Source organism: Streptomyces sp. B93 (assembly GCF_018070565.1).
Taxonomy (GTDB): domain Bacteria; phylum Actinomycetota; class Actinomycetes; order Streptomycetales; family Streptomycetaceae; genus Streptomyces.
The window spans coordinates 237,075-256,273 of sequence record NZ_JAGPXL010000005.1 but is presented as its reverse complement, the minus strand read 5'-3'; the positions used below and the strand labels follow the sequence as shown (position 1 = coordinate 256,273).

Annotated in this window: 16 protein-coding genes; 8 read left to right on the top strand and 8 right to left on the bottom strand. The window is 72.1% G+C overall.

Features of this window, described 5'->3' with window-relative positions:
• Positions 1 to 15 precede the first annotated feature (15 nt).
• Genes KBY47_RS07530 through KBY47_RS07515 form a run of 4 tightly spaced genes read right to left on the bottom strand, consistent with a single transcriptional unit; the run spans position 16 to position 4,000 of the window.
• On the bottom strand, positions 16 to 1,182 hold the full coding sequence (locus tag KBY47_RS07530) for a thiolase domain-containing protein (RefSeq protein WP_210920167.1): 1,167 nt from the start codon (positions 1,180 to 1,182) through the stop codon (positions 16 to 18).
• Entirely contained in the window at positions 1,179 to 2,240 is a 1,062-nt protein-coding gene (locus KBY47_RS07525) for a thiolase domain-containing protein (RefSeq protein ID WP_210920166.1), read from the bottom strand. The genes KBY47_RS07530 and KBY47_RS07525 overlap by 4 nt, the downstream gene beginning before the upstream one ends.
• Positions 2,237 to 3,178 (bottom strand): Zn-ribbon domain-containing OB-fold protein, encoded by a 942-nt coding sequence (locus tag KBY47_RS07520; RefSeq protein WP_210920165.1) that lies wholly within the window; start codon positions 3,176 to 3,178, stop codon positions 2,237 to 2,239. The genes KBY47_RS07525 and KBY47_RS07520 overlap by 4 nt, the downstream gene beginning before the upstream one ends.
• An 18-nt stretch (positions 3,179 to 3,196) precedes the next feature.
• The gene (locus tag KBY47_RS07515) at positions 3,197 to 4,000 is read right to left on the bottom strand and encodes a crotonase/enoyl-CoA hydratase family protein (protein WP_210920164.1); all 804 of its coding nucleotides are present in this window, start codon (positions 3,998 to 4,000) and stop codon (positions 3,197 to 3,199) included.
• Positions 4,001 to 4,195: 195 nt separating this feature from the next.
• On the opposite strand from KBY47_RS07515, the gene KBY47_RS07510 reads away from it, so the two are divergent.
• From KBY47_RS07510 to KBY47_RS07500, 3 genes are all read left to right on the top strand, one after another.
• Entirely contained in the window at positions 4,196 to 5,824 is a 1,629-nt protein-coding gene (locus KBY47_RS07510) for an acyl-CoA synthetase (protein ID WP_210920163.1), read from the top strand.
• Positions 5,825 to 6,189: 365 nt separating this feature from the next.
• Positions 6,190 to 7,836, top strand: coding sequence for a ricin-type beta-trefoil lectin domain protein (locus KBY47_RS07505; protein ID WP_210920162.1), 1,647 nt, complete (start codon positions 6,190 to 6,192; stop codon positions 7,834 to 7,836).
• 233 nt (positions 7,837 to 8,069) lie between these two features.
• On the top strand, positions 8,070 to 8,801 hold the full coding sequence (locus KBY47_RS07500; RefSeq protein ID WP_210920192.1) for an alpha/beta hydrolase: 732 nt from the start codon (positions 8,070 to 8,072) through the stop codon (positions 8,799 to 8,801).
• A gap of 79 nt (positions 8,802 to 8,880) precedes the next feature.
• Here KBY47_RS07500 and KBY47_RS07495 read toward each other — a convergent pair whose 3' ends face one another.
• The gene (locus KBY47_RS07495; protein WP_210920161.1) at positions 8,881 to 9,480 is read right to left on the bottom strand and encodes a TetR/AcrR family transcriptional regulator; all 600 of its coding nucleotides are present in this window, start codon (positions 9,478 to 9,480) and stop codon (positions 8,881 to 8,883) included.
• A gap of 117 nt (positions 9,481 to 9,597) precedes the next feature.
• Here KBY47_RS07495 and KBY47_RS07490 point away from each other — a divergent pair, with 117 nt between their 5' ends.
• Entirely contained in the window at positions 9,598 to 10,347 is a 750-nt protein-coding gene (locus KBY47_RS07490) for an SDR family NAD(P)-dependent oxidoreductase (protein WP_210920160.1), read from the top strand.
• 14 nt (positions 10,348 to 10,361) lie between these two features.
• A complete protein-coding gene (locus KBY47_RS07485; protein WP_210920159.1) occupies positions 10,362 to 11,111 on the top strand; it encodes an SDR family oxidoreductase in 750 nt (249 codons plus the stop codon).
• Here KBY47_RS07485 and KBY47_RS07480 read toward each other — a convergent pair.
• A complete protein-coding gene (locus KBY47_RS07480) occupies positions 11,105 to 11,719 on the bottom strand; it encodes a TetR/AcrR family transcriptional regulator (protein ID WP_210920158.1) in 615 nt (204 codons plus the stop codon). The two genes, KBY47_RS07485 and KBY47_RS07480, sit on opposite strands and share 7 nt — an antisense overlap.
• Positions 11,720 to 11,834: 115 nt before the next feature.
• On the opposite strand from KBY47_RS07480, the gene KBY47_RS07475 reads away from it, so the two are divergent.
• The gene (locus tag KBY47_RS07475; protein WP_210920157.1) at positions 11,835 to 12,857 is read left to right on the top strand and encodes an aldo/keto reductase; all 1,023 of its coding nucleotides are present in this window, start codon (positions 11,835 to 11,837) and stop codon (positions 12,855 to 12,857) included.
• A 64-nt stretch (positions 12,858 to 12,921) separates the two neighbouring features.
• The gene (locus KBY47_RS07470; protein WP_210920156.1) at positions 12,922 to 13,704 is read left to right on the top strand and encodes a hypothetical protein; all 783 of its coding nucleotides are present in this window, start codon (positions 12,922 to 12,924) and stop codon (positions 13,702 to 13,704) included.
• 176 nt (positions 13,705 to 13,880) lie between these two features.
• Here KBY47_RS07470 and KBY47_RS07465 read toward each other — a convergent pair whose 3' ends face one another.
• Entirely contained in the window at positions 13,881 to 15,131 is a 1,251-nt protein-coding gene (locus tag KBY47_RS07465; protein WP_210920155.1) for a hypothetical protein, read from the bottom strand.
• Positions 15,132 to 15,179: 48 nt separating this feature from the next.
• Positions 15,180 to 16,676 carry an acyl-CoA synthetase gene (locus tag KBY47_RS07460; protein WP_210920154.1) on the bottom strand — a complete coding sequence of 499 codons (1,497 nt, stop codon included), beginning with the start codon at positions 16,674 to 16,676 and terminating at the stop codon, positions 15,180 to 15,182.
• 111 nt (positions 16,677 to 16,787) lie between these two features.
• Between KBY47_RS07460 and KBY47_RS07455 the strand changes: the two genes are divergently transcribed.
• Positions 16,788 to 19,196, top strand: a complete 2,409-nt coding sequence (locus KBY47_RS07455; protein WP_210920153.1) for a penicillin acylase family protein — start codon at positions 16,788 to 16,790, stop codon at positions 19,194 to 19,196.
• Positions 19,197 to 19,199 lie beyond the last annotated feature (3 nt).

The following is a 19,199-nucleotide window of genomic DNA, read 5'->3' as shown; positions in this document are numbered from 1 at the left end:
CGTGAGGGGGACCTTTCAGGAGTCCGGCGGGCGGCTGCCGACGAGCCACATGGCGAAGAACTGCGAGCCGCCGCCGTAGGCGTGGCCGAGCACCCGTCGTGCCCCGTCGACCTGGTGTTCCCCGGCCTGGCCACGCACCTGGAGAGCCGCCTCGGCGAAGCGGATCATGCCGGAGGCGCCGATGGGGTTGGTGGAGAGCACCCCGCCGGACATGTTGACGGGCAGGTCGCCGTCGAGGGCGGTGGCGCCGGACTCGGTGAGCTTCCAGCCCTCGCCCTCGGCGGCGAAGCCGAGGTTCTCCAGCCACATCGGCTCGTACCAGGAGAACGGCACGTAGATCTCGGCGGCGTCGATGTCGCGGCGCGGGTCGTCGATCCCGGCCTGGCGGTAGACGTCGGCGGCGCAGTCGCGTCCGGCGCGCGGGGAGACGAAGTCCTTGCCCGCGAAGAGGGTGGGTTCGCTGCGCATGGCGCCGCCGAGCATCCAGGCGGGCGGTCGGGGCGCGCGGGCGGCCCCGGCGCGGCCGGTGAGGACCATGGCGCAGGCGCCGTCGGAGGAGGGGCAGGTCTCGGAGTAGCGGATGGGGTCCCAGAGCATGGGCGAGGCCTGGACCTTCTCCAGGGTGAGGTCGTGTTCGTGGAGGTGGGCGTAGGGGTTCCTCAGGGCGTTGCGGCGGTCCTTGTGGGCGACGAGGGAGCCGATGGTGTCGGGGGCGCCGCTGCGCCGCAGGTAGGCGCGGACGTGCGGGGCGAAGAAGCCGCCCGCTCCGGCGAGCAGCGGCTGCTGGAAGGGGACGGGCAGGGACAGTCCCCACATGGCGTTGGACTCGGACTGCTTCTCGAAGGCGACGGTGAGGACGGTGCGGTGGACGCGGGCGGCGACGAGGTTCGCGGCGACGAGGGCGGTGGAGCCGCCGACCGAGCCCGCGGTGTGCACCCGCAGCAGGGGTTTGCCGACGGCGCCGAGGGCGTCGGCGAGGTACAGCTCCGGCATCATCACGCCCTCGAAGAAGTCGGGTGCCTTGCCGATGACGACGGCGTCGACGTCGGCCCAGGTCAGCTCGGCGTCGGTGAGGGCGCGGCGGGCGGCCTCGCGGACCAGCCCGGCGATGGACACGTCCCGGCGGGCGGCGGCGTGCTTGGTCTGGCCGATCCCGACGACGGCGACGGGTTCCCTGCTCATCGTGGATCTCCTTCGAGTACGGCGACCAGGTTCTGTTGCAGACAGGGGCCGGAGGTGGCGTGGGCGAGGGCCCGGTCGGAGTCGCCGCGGTGGATGCGGGCGGCGGCCTCGCCGACGCGGACGAGTCCGGCGGCCATCAGCGGGTTGGCGGCGAGCGCGCCGCCGGACGGGTTGACGCTGACCTGGTCGTCCAGCCGCAGCGCGCGGCGCAGGACGATCTCCTGGGAGCTGAACGGGGCGTGCAGTTCGGCGGTGTCGACGGGCCGTTCGAAGGCTCCGGCGTGTTCGGCGGCGAGACGGGTGGAGGGGGAGTCGGTGAGGTCGCGGACGCCGAGGGAGTGGGGTTCGACGCGGTGGTCGAGGCCGCGGATCCAGGCGGGGCGTGCGCACAGTTCGCGGGCCCGCTCCCCCGCCGCGAGGACGACGGCGGCGGCGCCGTCGCCGATGGGCGGGCAGTCGCCGGTGCGCAGCGGCCGTACGACGTAGTCGCCCTGCGGGACGGGGCCGCGCAGCTGGGCGTGCGGGTTGGCGGTGGCGGCGGCGCGATTGCGGGCGCCGACCGCGGCGAGGGCGTCTTCGTCGGTGTGGCCCGCGTCGATGAGGGCCTGGGCCTGGAGGGCGGCGAGGGAGACGGAGTCGGGCCACAGGGGGGCGAGATAGTACGGGTCGAGCTGGCGGGTGAGGACGTCGCGTGGGGAGCCCGGCGAGGACTTGCCGTGGGAGTACACGAGCGCGGTGTCGGCGTCGCCGGTGAGCAGCTTGGTCCATGCCTCGTACAGGGCCCAGGCGCCGTCCATCTCGACGTGCGACTCGGAGATGGGCGGCCAGGCGCCGACGCCGTCGAGGGCGAGGGTGAAGGAGAAGGCGCGTCCGGCGAGGTAGTCGCAGGAGCCGGAGCAGGTGAAGCCGATGTCAGCGGTGCGCAGGCCGGTCCGCGCGAGGACGTCGTGCAGCACCGGCATCAGCATCTCCACCTCGGAGAGTTCCTCGGTGGTGCGCCGGTGGACGGTCTGGGCGAAGGCGACGACGGCGATGTCGCGCGGGTGGGCGGCGGTCACAGCAGCTCCTTGTACGTCTCGTACTCCGCGTCGGGTTCGCCGCACGGCCGGTAGTGGTCGGGGAAGCGGGAGCCCTCGTGCCACACCGGTTCGACGCGCAGGCCCATGCGCACCTGGTCGTAGGGGATGCCGCCGATGCGGCCGTGCAGGGCAAGGTCGGCGCCGTCGAGGGCGATGTGGGCGTAGACGTAGGGGACCTCGATGTCGAGGTTCTTCGCGGCGATGTTGACGACGCAGAAGGTGGTGACGGTGCCGCGCGGGCCGACCTCGACCTGTTCGCGGGTGGCGACGCCGCAGGTGGGGCAGGCGCCGCGGGGTGGGACGTACACCTTGTGGCAGGTGGGGCAGCGTTCGCCGACGACGCGGTGTTCGGTGAGCGCGGCGAGGTGGGCGGACTGGGCGCGGCCGGGGCTGTGGACGTAGTCGAGGCGGGCGGGGGCGACGATGCCGGTGACGGGGTCGGTGAACTCGCCGGTGTGGCCGGTGGGTTGGGCGGGCGGGCCGTCGTACGGCTCGAAGCAGGCGATGTCGGTGATGGCGCCGGTGCGTTCGGCGGCCCAGCGGACGCGGACGCGCAGGCCGGTACGGACGGCGTCGGGTCCGGGGGCGTCGAGGGCGTGCAGGAGGGCGGTGTCGGCGCCGTCGAGGCGGACCAGGGCCCAGGCGAAGGGGGTGGTGAGGGGCTGGCCGGGGCGGGGAGCGGGGTTCCAGGCCCAGGTGGTGACGGTGCCGGTGGGGGCGACCTCGAACAGTTCGTGGAGTTCGTCGGCGGTGTCGGGGTCGTACTCGACGGGTGGGACGAGGGTGCGGCCGTCGGTGGTGCGGACGCCGAGGACGACGCGTTCGCGCAGGCCGGTGAGGAAGGCGCTCTGGACGGGGCCGAGGGAGCGGGTGAAGGGGAACTCGACGACGAGCGGGGCGGTGAGGACTTCGGGCATCCGTGCACTCCTTGGACGTCAGGCGCGCCGGTAGACGGGCGGCCGTTTCTCCGTGAAGGCGCGGGCGCCTTCCTTGGCGTCGGCGGTGTCGAAGATCGGCCAGCCGCGCCCCAGTTCGGCGGCGAGGCCGTCGGTCTCGGTCATGTCGGCGGTCTCGTACACCGACGCCTTGACGGCCTCGACGGCGAGGGGCCCGCAGGCGTTGATCCGCTCGGCGGTCTCCAGGGCGGCGTCGAGTGCGGTGCCGTCGGGCACGACATGGCCGATGAGCCCGATACCGGCGGCTTCCCGGGCGCTGTAGGGGCGGCCGGTGAGCAGCATTTCGAGGGCGTGGGTGCGGGGGATCTGGCGCTGGAGACGGACGGTGGAGCCGCCGATCGGGAACAGTCCGCGCCGGACCTCGAAGAGTCCGAAGGTCGCCGACTCGCCCGCGAAGCGCAGGTCGGTGCCCTGGAGGATCTCGGTGCCGCCCGCGACACAGGGGCCCTCGACGGCGGCGATCACGGGTTTGCGGGGGCGGTGGTGGCGCAGCATGGCCTTCCAGTGCAGGTCGGGGTCGGCGCGCAGTCGTTCCCGGTACCGGTCGCCGTCCGTGGTCCGCTGCCCGGCGAGGGTCTTGAGGTCCATGCCCGCGCAGAAGGCGCCGCCCGCGCCGGTGAGCACGATGGAGCGGACCGTGTCGTCGGCGTCGGCCTCGATCCAGCCGTCGTGGAGGCCGACGAGCATCGGGAGCGAGAGCGCGTTCTTGCTGTCCGGCCGGTTGAGGATGAGCACCATGGTGGCGCCTTCGCGCCGCACGGTGAGGTGTTCCGTTCCACTCATCGCCGTCCTCCGTCTCCGTGCGGCCTGCGGAACGAGAACAGGTTGCAGGAGGCGGGGAGCCACTTCAAGGGTTTTCTGACAGTCAGTCAGATTTCCGCCGCGCGGACCCTTCCCCCTTGCGCCGCCCTTTGCTCTGATGACCGGCGAACCGGGTGGCGACCCGGGCCGCCCGGCCGTCCGGCGTCAGGAGGAGCGGTGGAGTACAACCTTGCCGACCTGTTCGAGTCGGTCGCGGACGTGGTGCCGGACCGGGAGGCGCTCGTGTACGCCGACCACCCGGGCACGGGCGCGGAGCGCCGCCTGACCTACGCCCAGCTGGACGCCGCGGCCGGCCGGATCGGCCACCACCTGCTGGACAGCGGGGTCCGCCCCGGCGAGCACGTGGGCCTGCACCTCTACAACGGCGTCGAGTACGTGCAAACGGTCCTCGGCTGTCTGAAGGCGCGAATCGTGCCGGTGAACGTCAACTACCGCTATGTGGCGGAGGAGTTGGCCTACCTCTACCGGGACGCCGATCTCGTCGGTCTGTTCTTCGACGCGGAGTTCGAGGATCGGGTGGCCGCGGTACGGGGACGGGCGGACCGCCTGCGGCATCTGGTGCGGGTGGGCCGCGCCCGGACGCCGTCCCTCGACGCGGTGGACTTCACCGAGGCGGAGGAGTCCGGATCAGCCGACCGCGGCTTCGCGCCCCGCTCCTTCTCGCCCCGCTCCGGGGACGACCAGTTCATCATCTACACCGGCGGCACGACGGGCATGCCCAAGGGCGTGATGTGGCGCCAGGAGGACCTGTTCTTCTCCGGCCTCGGCGGCGGCGCGCCCACGGGCGACCCGGTACGACGCCCCGAGGAACTCGCCGAACGTGTCGCGGCGGGCGGCAGCGGCCTCACCTTCTTCCCCACTCCCCCGCTGATGCACGGCACCTCCACGCTGACCGCGTTCATCGGCTTCAACTTCGGGCAACGCGTGGTGCTGCACCGCAAGTTCGTGCCCGAGGAGGTGCTGCGCACGGTCGAGAAGGAACGCGTGTCGAGCATCTCGCTGGTCGGCGACGCGATGCTGCGGCCGCTGATCGACGCCCTGTCCGGACCGCTGAAGGGCACCGACTGCTCGTCACTGTTCAGCGTCTCCTCCTCCGGGGCGGTGATGTCGGAGACGGTACGGCGGCAGTTCCTGGAGCTGGTGCCGCATGTGACGCTGCTCAACAACTTCGGCTCCTCAGAGTCCGGCTTCAACGGCACGGCGACGGAGGACTCCGGACCCGCCCGCGGCTTCCGCATCCGCGTCAACTCCCGTACGCGCGTGGTGGACCCGGCCACCCTCGACCCGGTGGCGCCGGGTGAGGTGGGCAGGGTCGCCCAGTGCGGACACGTCCCGCTCGGCTACTACAACGACCCCGGGAAAACCGCCGAGACGTTCTTCGAGAAGGACGGCGAGCGCTGGGTGCTGCTCGGCGACATGGCCACCGTCGACGCGGACGGCGTCGTCACCGTCCTCGGCCGCGGCTCGCAGTGCATCAACACCGGCGGCGAGAAGGTGTACCCCGAGGAGGTCGAACAGGCCCTCAAGTCCCACCCCGACATCTACGACGCACTGGTCGCCGGAGTACCGGACCCCCAGTGGGGCCACCACGTCGCGGCGGTCGTACAACTCCGCGAGGGCGCCCCGAGCCCGACCCTGCCGCAAATCCAGTCCCACTGCCGCACCCACCTCGCCGGATACAAGATCCCCCGCCAACTGGTCATCACGCCCGAGATACACCGCTCCCCCAGCGGCAAGGCGGACTACCGCTGGGCACGGGAGGTGGCTATGGGGGCCGACGGCTAGGCCGTGTCAGCGGCAGCGACGCGCCGGGGCCGGGTGCCCTGACCGACGTCGACGTGAACAATCCGGCGTGCAACGTCAGACCCCACGGGCCAACACTCCCGATCACCCGAAGCAGCGGCGCCCCAGGACCGCCCGCCGAGTGGGCGAGCAGGTCGGGGTGCCGGGCGGCGTACAGAGCGGGTCCGCGCCCTCGGAGACGGCCCCCCGGAGGGCCGGAAACAGACCTCGGTGGTCGCACTGGTCCCCGAGGGGCGTTGACATGCCCGGTCGCCTCTCTAGTATCCGTGGGGCGCCTGGTGTTTCCGAACGTCGATCGAAATTTCGAACGCTCGCTCTCTTCCGTCCTCCCTGCCGAAGGAGTTCCGGTGCCCAGACGATCAGGCGGACGACTGTTCCGCCTCCTCACGGCCGCCGCGCTGACGGTGACCGCGTCCGTGACGGCCTCAGCGCAGTCCCCCGCCATGGCCGCGCCGGGCAGTCCGGCGCTCACCCCGCCCCTGGGGTGGAACAGCTGGAACAGCTTCGGGTGCTCGATCACCGAGGCCCAGGTCCGCCAGGCCGCCGACGCGATGGTGTCCTCGGGCATGCTGGACGCGGGTTACCAGTACGTGGTGGTCGACGACTGCTGGTTCGACCCCCAGCGTGACGCGCAGGGCAACCTGCGGGCCAACCCGACGAAGTTCCCGAGTGGGATGAAGGCCCTCGGGGACTACATCCACAGCAAGGGCCTGAAGTTCGGCATCTACCAGGTGCCGGGCGAGCGCACCTGCGCGCAGACCGTGGGCACTTACCCGGGCTCCACGGGGAGCAGGGGGCACGAGGTCCAGGACGCCAACACGTTCGCCTCGTGGGGGGTCGACTACCTGAAGTACGACTGGTGTTCCTCGAGCGGCACGCGTGACGAGCAGGTCGCGCGGTTCTCGCTGATGCGCGATGCCCTGCGCGCCACCGGTCGGCCGATCGTCTACAGCATCAACCCCAACAGCTTCCACGCCATCACGGGCTCCACGTACAACTGGGGCGAGGTCGCCGACCTGTGGCGGACGACCGAGGACCTGCTCGACATCTGGCAGAACGGCAACACCAACAGCTACCCGATGGGCGTCGGCAACGTCGTGGACGTCAACGCGCCGCTGGCCGCACAGTCCGGCCCGGGGCACTGGAACGACCCCGACATGCTGGTCGTGGGCCGCCCCGGCCTGTCGCTGACCGAGTCCCGCTCCCACTTCGCCCTGTGGGCGCTGATGAGTGCCCCGCTGATGGCGGGCAACGACATCCGCACGATGTCCGCCGACGTCAGCGCGATCCTGCGCAACCCGCGCCTGCTGGCGGTGAACCAGGACTCCCTGGGCGCGGGCGGACGCAGGGTGCGCGACGACGGCAACACCGAGGTGTTCGCCAAGCCCCTGGCGGACGGTTCGGTCGCGGTGGGGTTGTTCAACCGGGGCGGGAGCGCGGCGACGGTCACCACGACGGCCGCCCAGATCGGCCTGGGCGCAGGGCCGTTCACCCTCACCGACCTGTGGACCGGCGGCACGTCGAGCACGTCCGGGCAGATCTCGGCGAGCGTCCCCGCGCACGGTGTCGCCGCGTACCGGGTGAGCGGCGGCAGCCCGCTGGCCGCCACCACCTCACGCCTGCGCGGCGAGGGCTCCGGACGCTGCGTGGACGTGGACAACGCCTCCACGGCCGCCGGCGCCGCGACCCTGCTGTGGGACTGCCACACAGCCGCCAACCAGCTGTGGACCACATGGGCGGGCGGCGAGATCCGCGTCTACGGCGACAAGTGCCTGGACGCCTACAACCAGGGCACCGCCAACGGCACCCGTGTCATCACCTGGCCCTGCAACGGCCAGAACAACCAGAAGTGGACCCTCGGCTCCGACGGCACGATCCGCAACGTCCACTCCGGACTGTGCCTCGACGCCAACGGGGCCAGTACCGCCAACGGGACCCCGCTGGTGCTGTGGACCTGCAACGGCCAGGCCAACCAGAAGTGGACCCGCGCGTAAGCGACACGGCGTCAGCGGTTGGCTGCTCGTCCTTCGGTGCTCGAATCAGTGGCGGGCGGAAACCCGTTGGCGGAACCGCGGCGGACACTGCTACGTTCCCGGAGGCCGTGCGAGAGAGCGAGGAGGTGGTACCCGTGAACGCAGTATCGACATGGGTGCTCCCCTCCGGGGTCACGGTCGGGCGGTAGGTCGTCCGGGAGCGCCGTTCCATGGCACTCCTGAAAGGCACGACCATGCACTTCACTTCTGAACATCGTCTCGACGGCGGCGTCCTCGAGCGCGCGTTCACCCTCGGTGAGATCCCCGGCATCCTCTGGACGCCGCCCGCGTCCGCGCCGGCGCCGCTGATCCTGCTCAGCCCTCCTCCCCTCGGGCTGCGCAGGATGTACCCCCGTCTGGTGGCCCGGGCCCGGCACGCCGCGGCGGACGGCTTCGCCACGGCCACCATCGAGCCGCCCGGAAGCGGTGACCGGCCCGGTTGGCCCGCCGCCGAGCAGGCCCGCGCCGACCTGCGCCGGGCGGTGGAAGCCGGTGAGCCGGTCAGCGACGAGATCATCGACGCGCTCGTCCTCCCCCTGGTCGAAAGGGCGGTCCCTGAATGGCGGGCCGCCCTTGACGCCCTCCTGTCGCTGCCCGAGACCGGCGGCCCGGTCGGGTACTCGGGAGGAGTGATCTCGATCGGGATCCGGCTGGCGGTGGTCGAGCCGCGACTCTCGGCCGCCGTTCTGTTCGCTGGGAGTTTCGTGCCTCGCTGCATGTTCGAGGAGGCCCGCCGGGTCACCATTCCGCTGCACGTGCTGCTTCAGTGGGACGACGAAGGGAACGACCGGCAGGCCGCCCTGGACCTGTTCGACGCCTTCGGCTCCAAGGAGAAGACACTGCACGCCAACATGGGCGGGCACACCGGCGTCCCCCCGTTCGCGGGGGACGCCGCCGCGCGGTTCTTCACCCGACACCTGAAGTAACGCAGGGCAAGGAGTCCGCGTTCGCTGCGCGCGTCGGTGCCGGGCTGCGGCGTGTACACCACGAGGCGGAGGGGTCCCGTCACGCCCGCAATCCGTCCACCGCCGCGTCGATCGCCGCCAGGGCCGCCGTCCTGTCGAGCCCCGCCCTCGACACGAGCGAGAGGCCCTGGACGACGTAGAGCAGGAGCTGTGCCTGTGCCTCTGGGGGATGGGTGTCCGTCACTTCCCCGGCGGCCTGTGCGCGGCGGAGTGCGTCGGCGACGATGTCGGCGAACCGGCGGTACGAGCGGGTGACGATCTCCGTGGCTTCGCCGTCCCGGGGGACGAGTTCGGCGGTCGTGTTGCCGACCAGGCAGCCCTGCGGCGCCCCCGCATCGGAGATCAGTTCGTCCAGCCGCGCGGGATGGGTCAGGATCTCCCGCAGGGCGGGCAGGAGCGGGCTGGTGTCGAGCGCGGCCACCAGGTGCCGCTCGTACACCTCCCAGTAGAGCCTGACTGCCTCGAGGTAGAAGCGGCGCTTGTCACCGAACGCGCCGTAGAGACTGCCGCGTTCGACGGCCAGCACGTCGACCAGGTCCTGGATCGACGTCGCCCCGTATCCCCGGGACCAGAACAGTTCGAGTGCGCGCTCCAGCGTCTGTTCCCTGTCGAACTCGCGCGGGCGTCCGGTTCGTGCCACGTGGCCCAGACTACGACTTCTTGACTCAGCGTTCAAGAAGTCGTAGCTTCCATTGCGGCACTTCTTGAACGGGTGCACAGAAGTCGGTCCGCAGGGGCCGACATGAAGGGTGGAGCAATGGAATTCGCAGGTAAGACGGCACTCGTCACCGGATCCGGGGCGATCGGCGGACTCGGGCACGCGACGGCCAAGGTGCTGGCCGCGGGCGGCGCCGACCTGGTTCTGACCGGCACCGATCCCAAGCGCGGTGCCCAGGTCGTGGAGGACCTCCGCGCAGCCGGTGGCGGGTCCGCCGCAGCGGTGCGTTTCGTCGCCGCCGATGCGTCCGAGCCGACGGGCGTGCGGCAGCTGGCCGAGGATGCCGGAGCCGTCGACATCCTGGTCAACAACGCGAGCGTCATGACGTTCTCCCCGACCGCCGGGCAGGACCTCGCGAGCTACGACGCCGCCTTCGCGGTCAATGTGCGCGCCCCGTTTCTGCTCACCGCCCTGCTCGCGGAGAAGATGGCCGCGGGTGGCGGCGGCAGCATCGTCAACGTCAGTTCGACCGCGGCCGGCCTCGGCATACCGGGCATGGCCGTCTACGGCGCCACCAAGGCGGCGCTCGAATCGCTGACCCGCACCTGGGCGGCGGAATTCGCCGAGTCGAACGTGCGCGTCAACGCCGTCGCCCCGGGTCCGATGCGCACCTCGAAAGTGGTCGCGGCGATGGGCCCGGACATGGGGGGCATGGGCCTGGCGACCGCGCTCAAGCGCACCTCCGACCCCGCCGAGGTGGCCCAGGTGATCGCCTTTCTCGCCAGTGACCGGGCCAGTTACATGACCGGGGCGGTCGTGGCCGCCGACGGTGGCCGCACCGCGATCTGAGGAGGGGCCAGGACATGGATCGTCTTGCGGGAAAGCACGCGCTGATCACAGGGGGGACGAGCGGCATCGGCCTGGAAACGGCCCGCGAGTTCCTCGCCGAGGGGGCGACCGTCGCCATCACCGGCCGCTCCCGGGAAAGGCTGGACGAGGCGGCCCGGCAGTTGGGCGGCCCGCTGCTGACCATCGCCAGTGACGCCGGCGACGTACCCGGTCAGGCGGCGCTCGCGGCACGGCTCCGGGAGGAATGGCCGAAGCTCGACATCCTGATGAGCAACGCCGCCGACATCACCCACCTCCCCATCGAGGCATGGACCGAAGAGGCGTTCGACAGGCTCCTCGCAACCAATCTCAAGTCGCCGTTCTTCCTGATCAGGGACCTGCTGCCGCTCTTCTCGCAGCAGTCCTCGGTCATCCTCGTCGGCTCCGTCTCCGCGTACATCGGACACGAGAACGCGACGGTCTACGGCGCGTCCAAGGCGGGCCTGCTCTCCTACGCACGCGGGCTGACCCATGAGCTGAGGGAGCGGGGCATCCGCGTCAACGGGCTGAGCCCGGGACCGACGATCACCAACGCGTTCGCGTCCCTCGGTCCCGAGCGCCAGGCCGCCCTCTACGAGGAACTCCGGCAGACCGTTCCCCTCCATCGCCTGGGAACCGCCACCGAGTTGGCGAAGGCGGCGGTCTATCTCGCCTCGGACGAATCCGCCTACACCGCGGGGACGGTACTGCGCGTCGACGGCGGCATCGGGGAGCTTGCCTACTGAAGCGATGAGCCGGACGGCGTGCCCGGGCGGGGGACGCGCAGCCCGTCGATGAGGAGGGCGACCATGCGCTGGTTGTACTCCGGGCCTTTGCCGGGTACCGGCATGCACAGGTTGGCGATGGCGTAGAGCAGGTCGTGGGCGCTGACGTCGGCGCGGACCGCTCCGTGGGCCGCCGCGTTGTCGAGCAGGGCCGTGAGGGCGGGGCCGACCTTCTCCAGGAAGTAGCCGGGCAGGGCCTCGTAGGCCGGATCGCCCGAGTGGAGGGCCGGGGCCAGGCCCCGTTTGGTCCCGAGGAACTCGGTATAGCGGCGCAGCCACCGGGCGAGCGCCTCGCCCGGCTCGTGGGCGGCGCTGAGCTGCGGTCCTGCCGCGGCGCATGCGTCGATGCCGCTCTCCACCACCGCCTTGACCAGGTCGGAGCGCAACGGGAAGTGCCGGTAGAGGGTTCCGACGCCGACGCCGGCCAGGTCGGTGATCTCCTTCGCGGGCGCGTCGACGCCGGAGGTGTCGAAGACGGTCCTCGCGGCCTCGATGAGGGCGTCCACATTGCGCTGGGCGTCCGCGCGGGGGCGTCGGGGTGCCCTGGCCGGCGTCGTCTTCTCGGTCATGATCCCTCCTGTTGCGTAAGCGGAAAGCTTTTCCGTATAGTTCCGGAAAGCCTTTCCGTTTAGCCCAAGGGTAGGGCATCCCACGGCTGCCCTGCCATGACTCAGGGGGAACCCCATGCAGTACCGCACCCTGGGCCGCACCGGCATCAAGGTCAGCCCGTACGCCCTCGGCACGCTGATGTTCGCCACGGCCCTCAACAAGGCGGGCCACGACGACTCGATCCGGGTCATCCACAAGGCGCTGGACGCCGGCATCAACTTCGTCGACACCGCCGACGCCTACGGCGACGCCGAGGACGTCGTCGGCCAGGCGCTCAAGGGGCGCCGTGACAGTGTCGTCCTGGCCACCAAGGTGAGCCGCCCGATGGGCAAGGACCCCAACCAGCAGGGCGCGTCCCGGCGCTGGATCATGACCGCGGTGGAGAACTCACTGCGCCGCCTGCGAACCGACTACATCGACCTCTACCAGATCCACCGTGTGGACCCCACGACCGACGTCGAGGAGACCCTCTCCGCGCTCACCGACCTGATCCGCAGCGGAAAGGTCCGCGCCATCGGCTCCTCCACCACCCCGGCCAGCGACATCGTCGAGGCGCAGTGGGTCGCCGAGCGCCGGAACCTGGAGCGCTTCCGCACCGAGCAGCCGCCCTACTCCCTCCTCAACCGCGGCATCGAGCGCGAGGTCCTGCCCGCCGCGCAGCGGTACGGCATGGGCACTCTGGTGTGGGGTCCGCTCGCCCAGGGGCTGCTCACCGGCCGCGTGCGCAAGGACCAGGAGAACACCCTGATCCGCGCGCGCTTCGTCCAGCACGTCAACGACGCGCGCCGCATCGACGTCGTCGAACGGCTCATACCGCTCGCCGAGGAGGCGGGCATGCCGCTGACCCACCTCGCCACGGCGTTCACCATCGCCCACCCCGGCGTCACCAGCGCCATCATCGGGCCGCGCACGATGGACCACCTCGACGACCTCCTCGCCGGCCTCGACGTCGTCCTCGACGACGACCTCCTGGACCGCATCGACGAGATCGTCCCGCCCGGCACCGACGTCGGCACCCTCGACCAGACCTACCTGCCCCCCGCCCTGGAAACCGCGAGCCTGCGCCGCCGACCCCGCGGCGAACGCGCGGCTGCCTGACGCTCCGCGGCGCTCGGTGCTGCCGGGCGCCGCACCGGAAAGGTCTCTTCAGAAAGGTCTCCTCATGAGCGACATCGCCATCGACTGCACCATCGACGGCCAGCCCTACTCCCCCGAGCAACTCGACAGGCTGCGCTATGTCCGGGATCTGCACGTGCTCCACCAGATGAAGCGGCTCGGCGCGCACATCGAGCACCACGGCGAACCGCTGTCCGACGACGAGATCGACTGCCTCAGCGCCAGGGACGCACATGACATCAACGTGGCGACGACCTTGGCGTACGGCCCGCAGGGACTGCGCGAGCTCTTCGCGGAGCCGCTGCGGGCGTCGGACCGGATGTGGAAGGACTGGAACACCGCCTCCGCCGGACAGCCGTTACGCGAGGCGCGCGCCGAACTCACGGTGACCGGGGTGACCCTGGACGAATTCCGTGCCCACGTGACCGATTTCGACGAACTCCAGAAGTTGGTCGTGGCGGCCAATCCCGATCACTTCTTCTTCTGCCCGGAACGGCCCGGGGCCGCCTATGCCATGGAGACGTTCGGTATGCACGGCCCCCCGACCGATGTGCTGGTCGCCGTCGACCCGGCCCTCCCGGCACCCTTCGGCCTCGACGACGGTTTCCAGCTGCTCCTGTCCGGACACGTGCGGCTGACCAGCGATGACACCCCGATCGACATCATCGCCTACCACCAGTGCAAGCCCTTGCCCAACGGCCTCCTCGTCAAGCTCTGCGCGCTGTTCCCCGCGAAGACGCCGACGGAACTGGTCGACGGGCACAAGCTGCACCTGGCGATCGAGTTCGCCGCGACGGTCGAGATGATCGCAGCCGCACGGTCCTCCTGACGGGCCACGGCACCGCGACACAGCCCTGTCCCACCGGATGAGCAGCCGTTGGCCCCTCACCGGCGTGGCACGGACGGCGCACCGGACGGCACGCCATGCCGGGGCGCGGGAGCCTGGTCCATCCGGGCGGCGGGCGGTACGGGGACGCGGTGCATGTGGTGTACGGGTACGCGGCATCAGGGCCGCGGGCCCGACCGCAGTGACGCCAGGACGAGGCGTCCGTAGCGGGTGGTCAGCGCGGCCGCCGTGGCGGCGCAGGCGGCGCCGAGGGCGATCAGCAGGTGCCCGACGTCGTCGTCGCCCAGCACCTGGAGCACGGAGAGCGCGGTGCCCAGCGGCAGGCCGAGAATCGTCAGGACGCCCAGCGCACCGGCGATCTGCTGGTTGTCCCGGGTCTGCACGATCCGGCCGTAGTCGGCCGCCTCGGCCAGCACGTCCGCGAACAGCTCCGGCAGCCGGTGCTGTGTCTGGAAGGCCCGCAGCAGGCCGTCGGCGGGGCCGTGCACGGTCTGGTGCCGCCGCCAGTAGGTGCTGCGGAAGACGGTGATGTGCCGCTCCAGCGCGGAGACGCGCCGCGCCAGGCCGGTGGAGTCGGCGAAGAGGGTGGAGAGTTCGTCGCCCAGCGCGTCGAGGTGGTCGCGCTGGACCATGCCGAACAGCAGCGCGTCCAGGTGCACGGTCCGTGCCAGTTCCAGCGCGAACGCGTAGAAGTCGCCGTCCCCGCTGTCGGACCGGTGCCCGAGGAAGGCCGCGCCGTGACGGCCGACCAGGGCGCTCCAGTCGGCGGAGATCCGCACCGCCTCGGCGGCGACGCGCTCCAGGCGCTCCGGTGTCGGGGGGTTGTCCCGCTCCGTCGCCCGCGCGGCCAGGGCGTGCAGCCAGCCGTCCGCCGCGGCGGGCAGCCGCCCCTCGGCCCGGAGTACGGCGGTGTGCCGCTCCCCGGGGGTGAGGAACGCCACGGTGTACGGGCGGGCCAGCGCGAACGGTGCGCGCGGCGGCGCGGTGTCGGCCACCCCGGCGAACAGCACGGCCGGGTCAAGGGCTCCGGTCAGCGGGTCGGGCAGGGCGCGGGGGCGGCGCCCGATGGCCCGCAGCACGGCGAGCAGCCCCGGACCGCGGACGTCGAAGTGCAGGACGCCGAGCGCCCGTCGGGGCTCCTTGGGCGTCGCCACCCTCAGGACCTCCAGGCCCACCAGGGTGAGCGGGCCCTCGGTGACGGACACCGATCGGTGCCACCGGCCGCCGTAGAGGGCGCGCGCCGGTCCGGGCGCGAAGTAGCCGCCCCGCCGCTCCGCGTCCCACGGGGCGCCCTCGGGGCCGAACGGCAACGGGCCGCGCGGCCAGTCCGGTTCGGCCTCCAGCACCAGCGGCAGCACCACGGACACCGCCTGCCGCACCCCCGTCGCGGTCAGCAGTTCGTCGCTCAACCGCCGTACCCGCCTTCCTCGTCGGCCCCCGGCACCCGGAGCCACACGCTAACCGGCCAGCCGGTCCCGCAGTTCCCGCTTGAGGATCTTGCCGCTGGCGTTGCGCGGCAGTTCGGTCACGAACACCACCCGTTTCGGCGCTTTGAAGGCGGCCAGCCGTTCCCGGGCGTGGGCGATCAGCTCCGCCTCGGTGACCTCGCCGCGGGGGACGACGACGGCGGTCACCGCCTCGATCCACTTGTCGTCGGGCAGGCCGACCACGGCGGCCTCGGCGACGGCGTCATGGGTGTAGAGGGCGTCCTCGACCTGGCGTGAGGCGACCAGGACGCCCCCGGAGTTGATGACGTCCTTCACACGGTCGACGATGGTGAAGTAGCCGTCGGCGTCGCGGACGGCCAGGTCGCCGGAGCGGAACCAGCCGTCCCGGAACGCCTCGGCGGTCTCCTCGGGCTTGTCCCAGTAGCCCTCGCACAGTTGCGGGGAGCGGTAGACGACCTCGCCCGGGGTGCCGTCGGGCACGTCGATGCCCTTGTCGTCCACGACCCGCGCGTCGACGAAGAGGACGGGCCGGCCGCAGGAGCCGAGGCGGCCCTCGTGCTCGTCCGGTCCGAGGACGGTGGCCAGGGGGCCGATCTCGCTCTGTCCGAAGCAGTTGTAGAAGGCGAGGTCCGGCAGCCGTTCGCGGAGCCGTTCCAGGACGGGCACCGGCATAATCGACGCCCCGTAGTAGGCCTTGCGCAGGCCGCTGAGGTCCCGGGTGGCGAAGTCGGGGCGGTTGGCCAGGCCGATCCAGACGGTGGGCGGGGCGAAGACGCTGTCCGCGCGGCCCGTCTCGATCAGGTCGAAGAGCCGGTCGCCGTCGGGTGCGTCGAGGATGACGTTGGTCGCCCCGACCGCCAGGTACGGCATCAGGAACACGTGCGTCTGGGCGGCGTGGTAGAGCGGCAGCGCGTGCACGGGCAGGTCGCCCGCGCTGAGGTCGAGGGCGGTGATGGCGCTGAGGTAGGCGTGCACCAGCGCGCGGTGCGTCATCATCGCGCCCTTGGGCAGGGCGGTCGTGCCGGACGTGTAGAGCAGCTGCACCAGGTCCTCGGTGCGCGGTTCGGGTCCGTCGTACGGCGTGGTGGTGGCCAGTCGAGCGAGCAGGGAGTCGTCGGTGTCCCGCAGGGGCAGCGCCCGGGTGCCGTCCGGGAGGCGCGCGGCCAGGTCGGGGTCGGCGAGGACGAGGGTGCTGCCCGACTGGCCGACGAGGTAGGCGAGGTCGTCGCCGGTGAGGTTCTGGTTGACGGGGACGTGCACCAGGCCCGCGCGGGCGCAGGCGAGGAAGGCGATGAGGTAGGCGTCGGAGTTGTGGCCGTAGGCGGCGACGCGGTCGCCGGGTGCGAGGCCCTGGTCGAGGAGGACGGTCGCGGCGCGGGAGACCGCCGTGTCGAGTTCGTCGTAGGTCCAGGAGCGGTCGCGGTAGGCGACCGCGACGCGTGCCGGGGTGCGGCGGGCGCTGCGCCGCAGCACCCCGTCGACCGTGCTGCCGTGTCGGGGCGTCATGGCATCCGATCCTCGGTTCACGGGTCGAGGAGGTCAATACCGCGCCCCGCCAAGGGACATACCCGCTGGTACGCTCAACCGCTCCTTCCCCCGACGACGTTGGGAGGCACGATGCGCACCCGCCTGAGACGGCTCGCCGTCACGGCCGTCGCCCTGCTCACGGCCGTGACCGCGCTGCCCGCGGCCGCCGCCGAGCGGCAGGGCCGCCAGGAACGTCCCTCGCACGGCGGTCTGTCCGCCGTCATCCGCTACACCGAGTACGGCATTCCGCACATCGTCGCGCGCAGCCACGCCGACCTCGGCTTCGGCACCGGGTGGGCGCAGGCCGCCGACCAGGTGTGTGTGCTCGCCGACGGTTTCGTGACCGTGCGCGGTGAACGCTCCCGGTACTTCGGGCCGGACGCCGCGCCCGACTTCTCGCTCTCCTCGGCCTCCCGGAACCTCTCCAGCGACCTGTTCTTCCGGGGTGTGCGGGAGGCGGGCACCGTGGAGAAGCTGCTCGCCAGGCCGGCACCGGCCGGGCCGAGCCGGGAGGCGAAGGAGCTGATGCGGGGCTTCGCCGCCGGGTACAACGCCTGGCTGCGGCAGAACCGGGTCACCGACCCGGCCTGCGCGGGCGCCGGCTGGGTGCGCCCGGTGACCGCCCTGGACGTGGCCGTGCGTGGGTACGCGCTCGCCGTGCTCGGCGGTCAGGGGCGGGCCGTGGACGGCATCACCGCCGCGCAGCCGCCCACGTCCGCCGCGACGGCTCCGGCTCCCCCGGACGCCGCCGACACCGCCCGTGCCGCCCGTGAACTGTTCGCCTCCGACGCCGACATGGGCTCCAACGCGGTCGCCTTCAGCGGCGCCACCACCGCGAACGGGCGGGGGCTGCTGCTCGGCAACCCGCACTACCCGTGGCAGGGCGGGCGCCGCTTCTGGCAGTCGCAGCAGACCATCCCCGGCAGGCTGAACGTCGCGGGCGGCTCGCTGCTCGGCTCGGCGACCGTGTCCATCGGCCACAACGCCCATGTGGCGTGGAGCCACACCGTCGCCACCGGTGTCCCCCTCAACGTGCACCAGCTGACGCTGGACCCGGCCGACCCGACGGTCTACCTCGTGGACGGCAAGGCCGAGCGCATGACCGAGCGGACGGTCACGGTGGCGGTCGCGGGCGGGGAGCGGGTGACCCGCACCCAGTGGTGGACGCGGTACGGACCGGTGGTCACCTCGCTGGGCGCCGCGCTGCCGCTGCCGTGGACGACCACGACGGCCTACGCGCTGAACGACCCCAACGCCACCAACCTGCGCGCCTCCGACACCGCGCTCGGCTTCTCCGAGGCCCGCTCCGCCAGGGACGTCCTGGCCGCGCTGCGGCGCACCCAGGGCCTGCCGTGGGTGAACACGATCGCCGCGGACTCCCGGGGCCACACCCTGTTCACCCAGTCCCAGGTGCTGCCCCGCATCACCGACGAGCTGGCGGACCGCTGTTCGACGCCGCTGGGCCGGGTCACCTACCCGGCGTCCGGGGTGGCGGTCCTTGACGGCTCCCGGAGCGACTGCGCGCTGGGCCGGGACCCGGACGCCGTGGAGCCGGGCATCATGGGGCCCGCGCGGATGCCGACGCTGACGGACGCGCCGTACGCGGAGAACTCCAACGACAGCGCCTGGCTGGCCAACGCGGACCGGCCGCTGACCGGGTACGAGCGGGTGTTCGGCACCGTCGGCACGCCGCGCAGCATGCGCACCCGCGGGGCGGTCGAGGACGTGGCGGCGATGGCGGAGCGCGGCCGGTTGACCGTACGGGACCTCCAGCGGCAGCAGTTCGCGGACCGGGCGCCCGCGGGTGATCTGGCCGCCGGGGACGTGGCGCGGGCGTGTGCCGCGCTGCCCGGCGGTACCGCGACCGGCAGCGACGGGGCGGCGGTCGACGTGTCGGCGGCCTGCCCGGTGATCGCGGCCTGGGACCGGACCATGGACACCGGCAGCCGGGGCGCGCTGCTGTTCGACCGGTTCTGGCGGAAGCTGACGGCGCGGGTGCCCGCGGACCAGTTGTGGAAGGCGCCGTTCTCGGCGGCGGACCCGGTGGCCACGCCGCACACGCTCGCCACGGACGTGCCCGGGTTCGCCACGGCCCTCGCGGACGCGGTCGCCGAGCTGCGGGCGGCGGGCATCGCGCTGGACTCCCGGCTCAGGGAGCACCAGTTCGTCGTACGCGGCGGGGAGCGCATACCGGTGCCCGGCGGCACCGAGTCGCTGGGCGTGTGGAACAAGATCGAGCCGGTGTGGGACCCGGCGCACGGCGGCTACACGGAGGTGACGACCGGCTCCAGCTACATCCAGGCCGTCGGCTGGGACGGCGGCCGCTGCCCGGTCGCCCGCACCCTGCTGTCGTACTCCCAGTCCTCGGACCCGGGCTCGGCCCACCACAGCGACCAGACGCGGCTGTTCTCCGGCGAGCGGTGGGTGACCTCCCGGTTCTGCGAGAAGGACATCCTGTCGTCGCCCGCGCTGGAGGTGGTCAGGGTGCGTGAACGCTGAGCG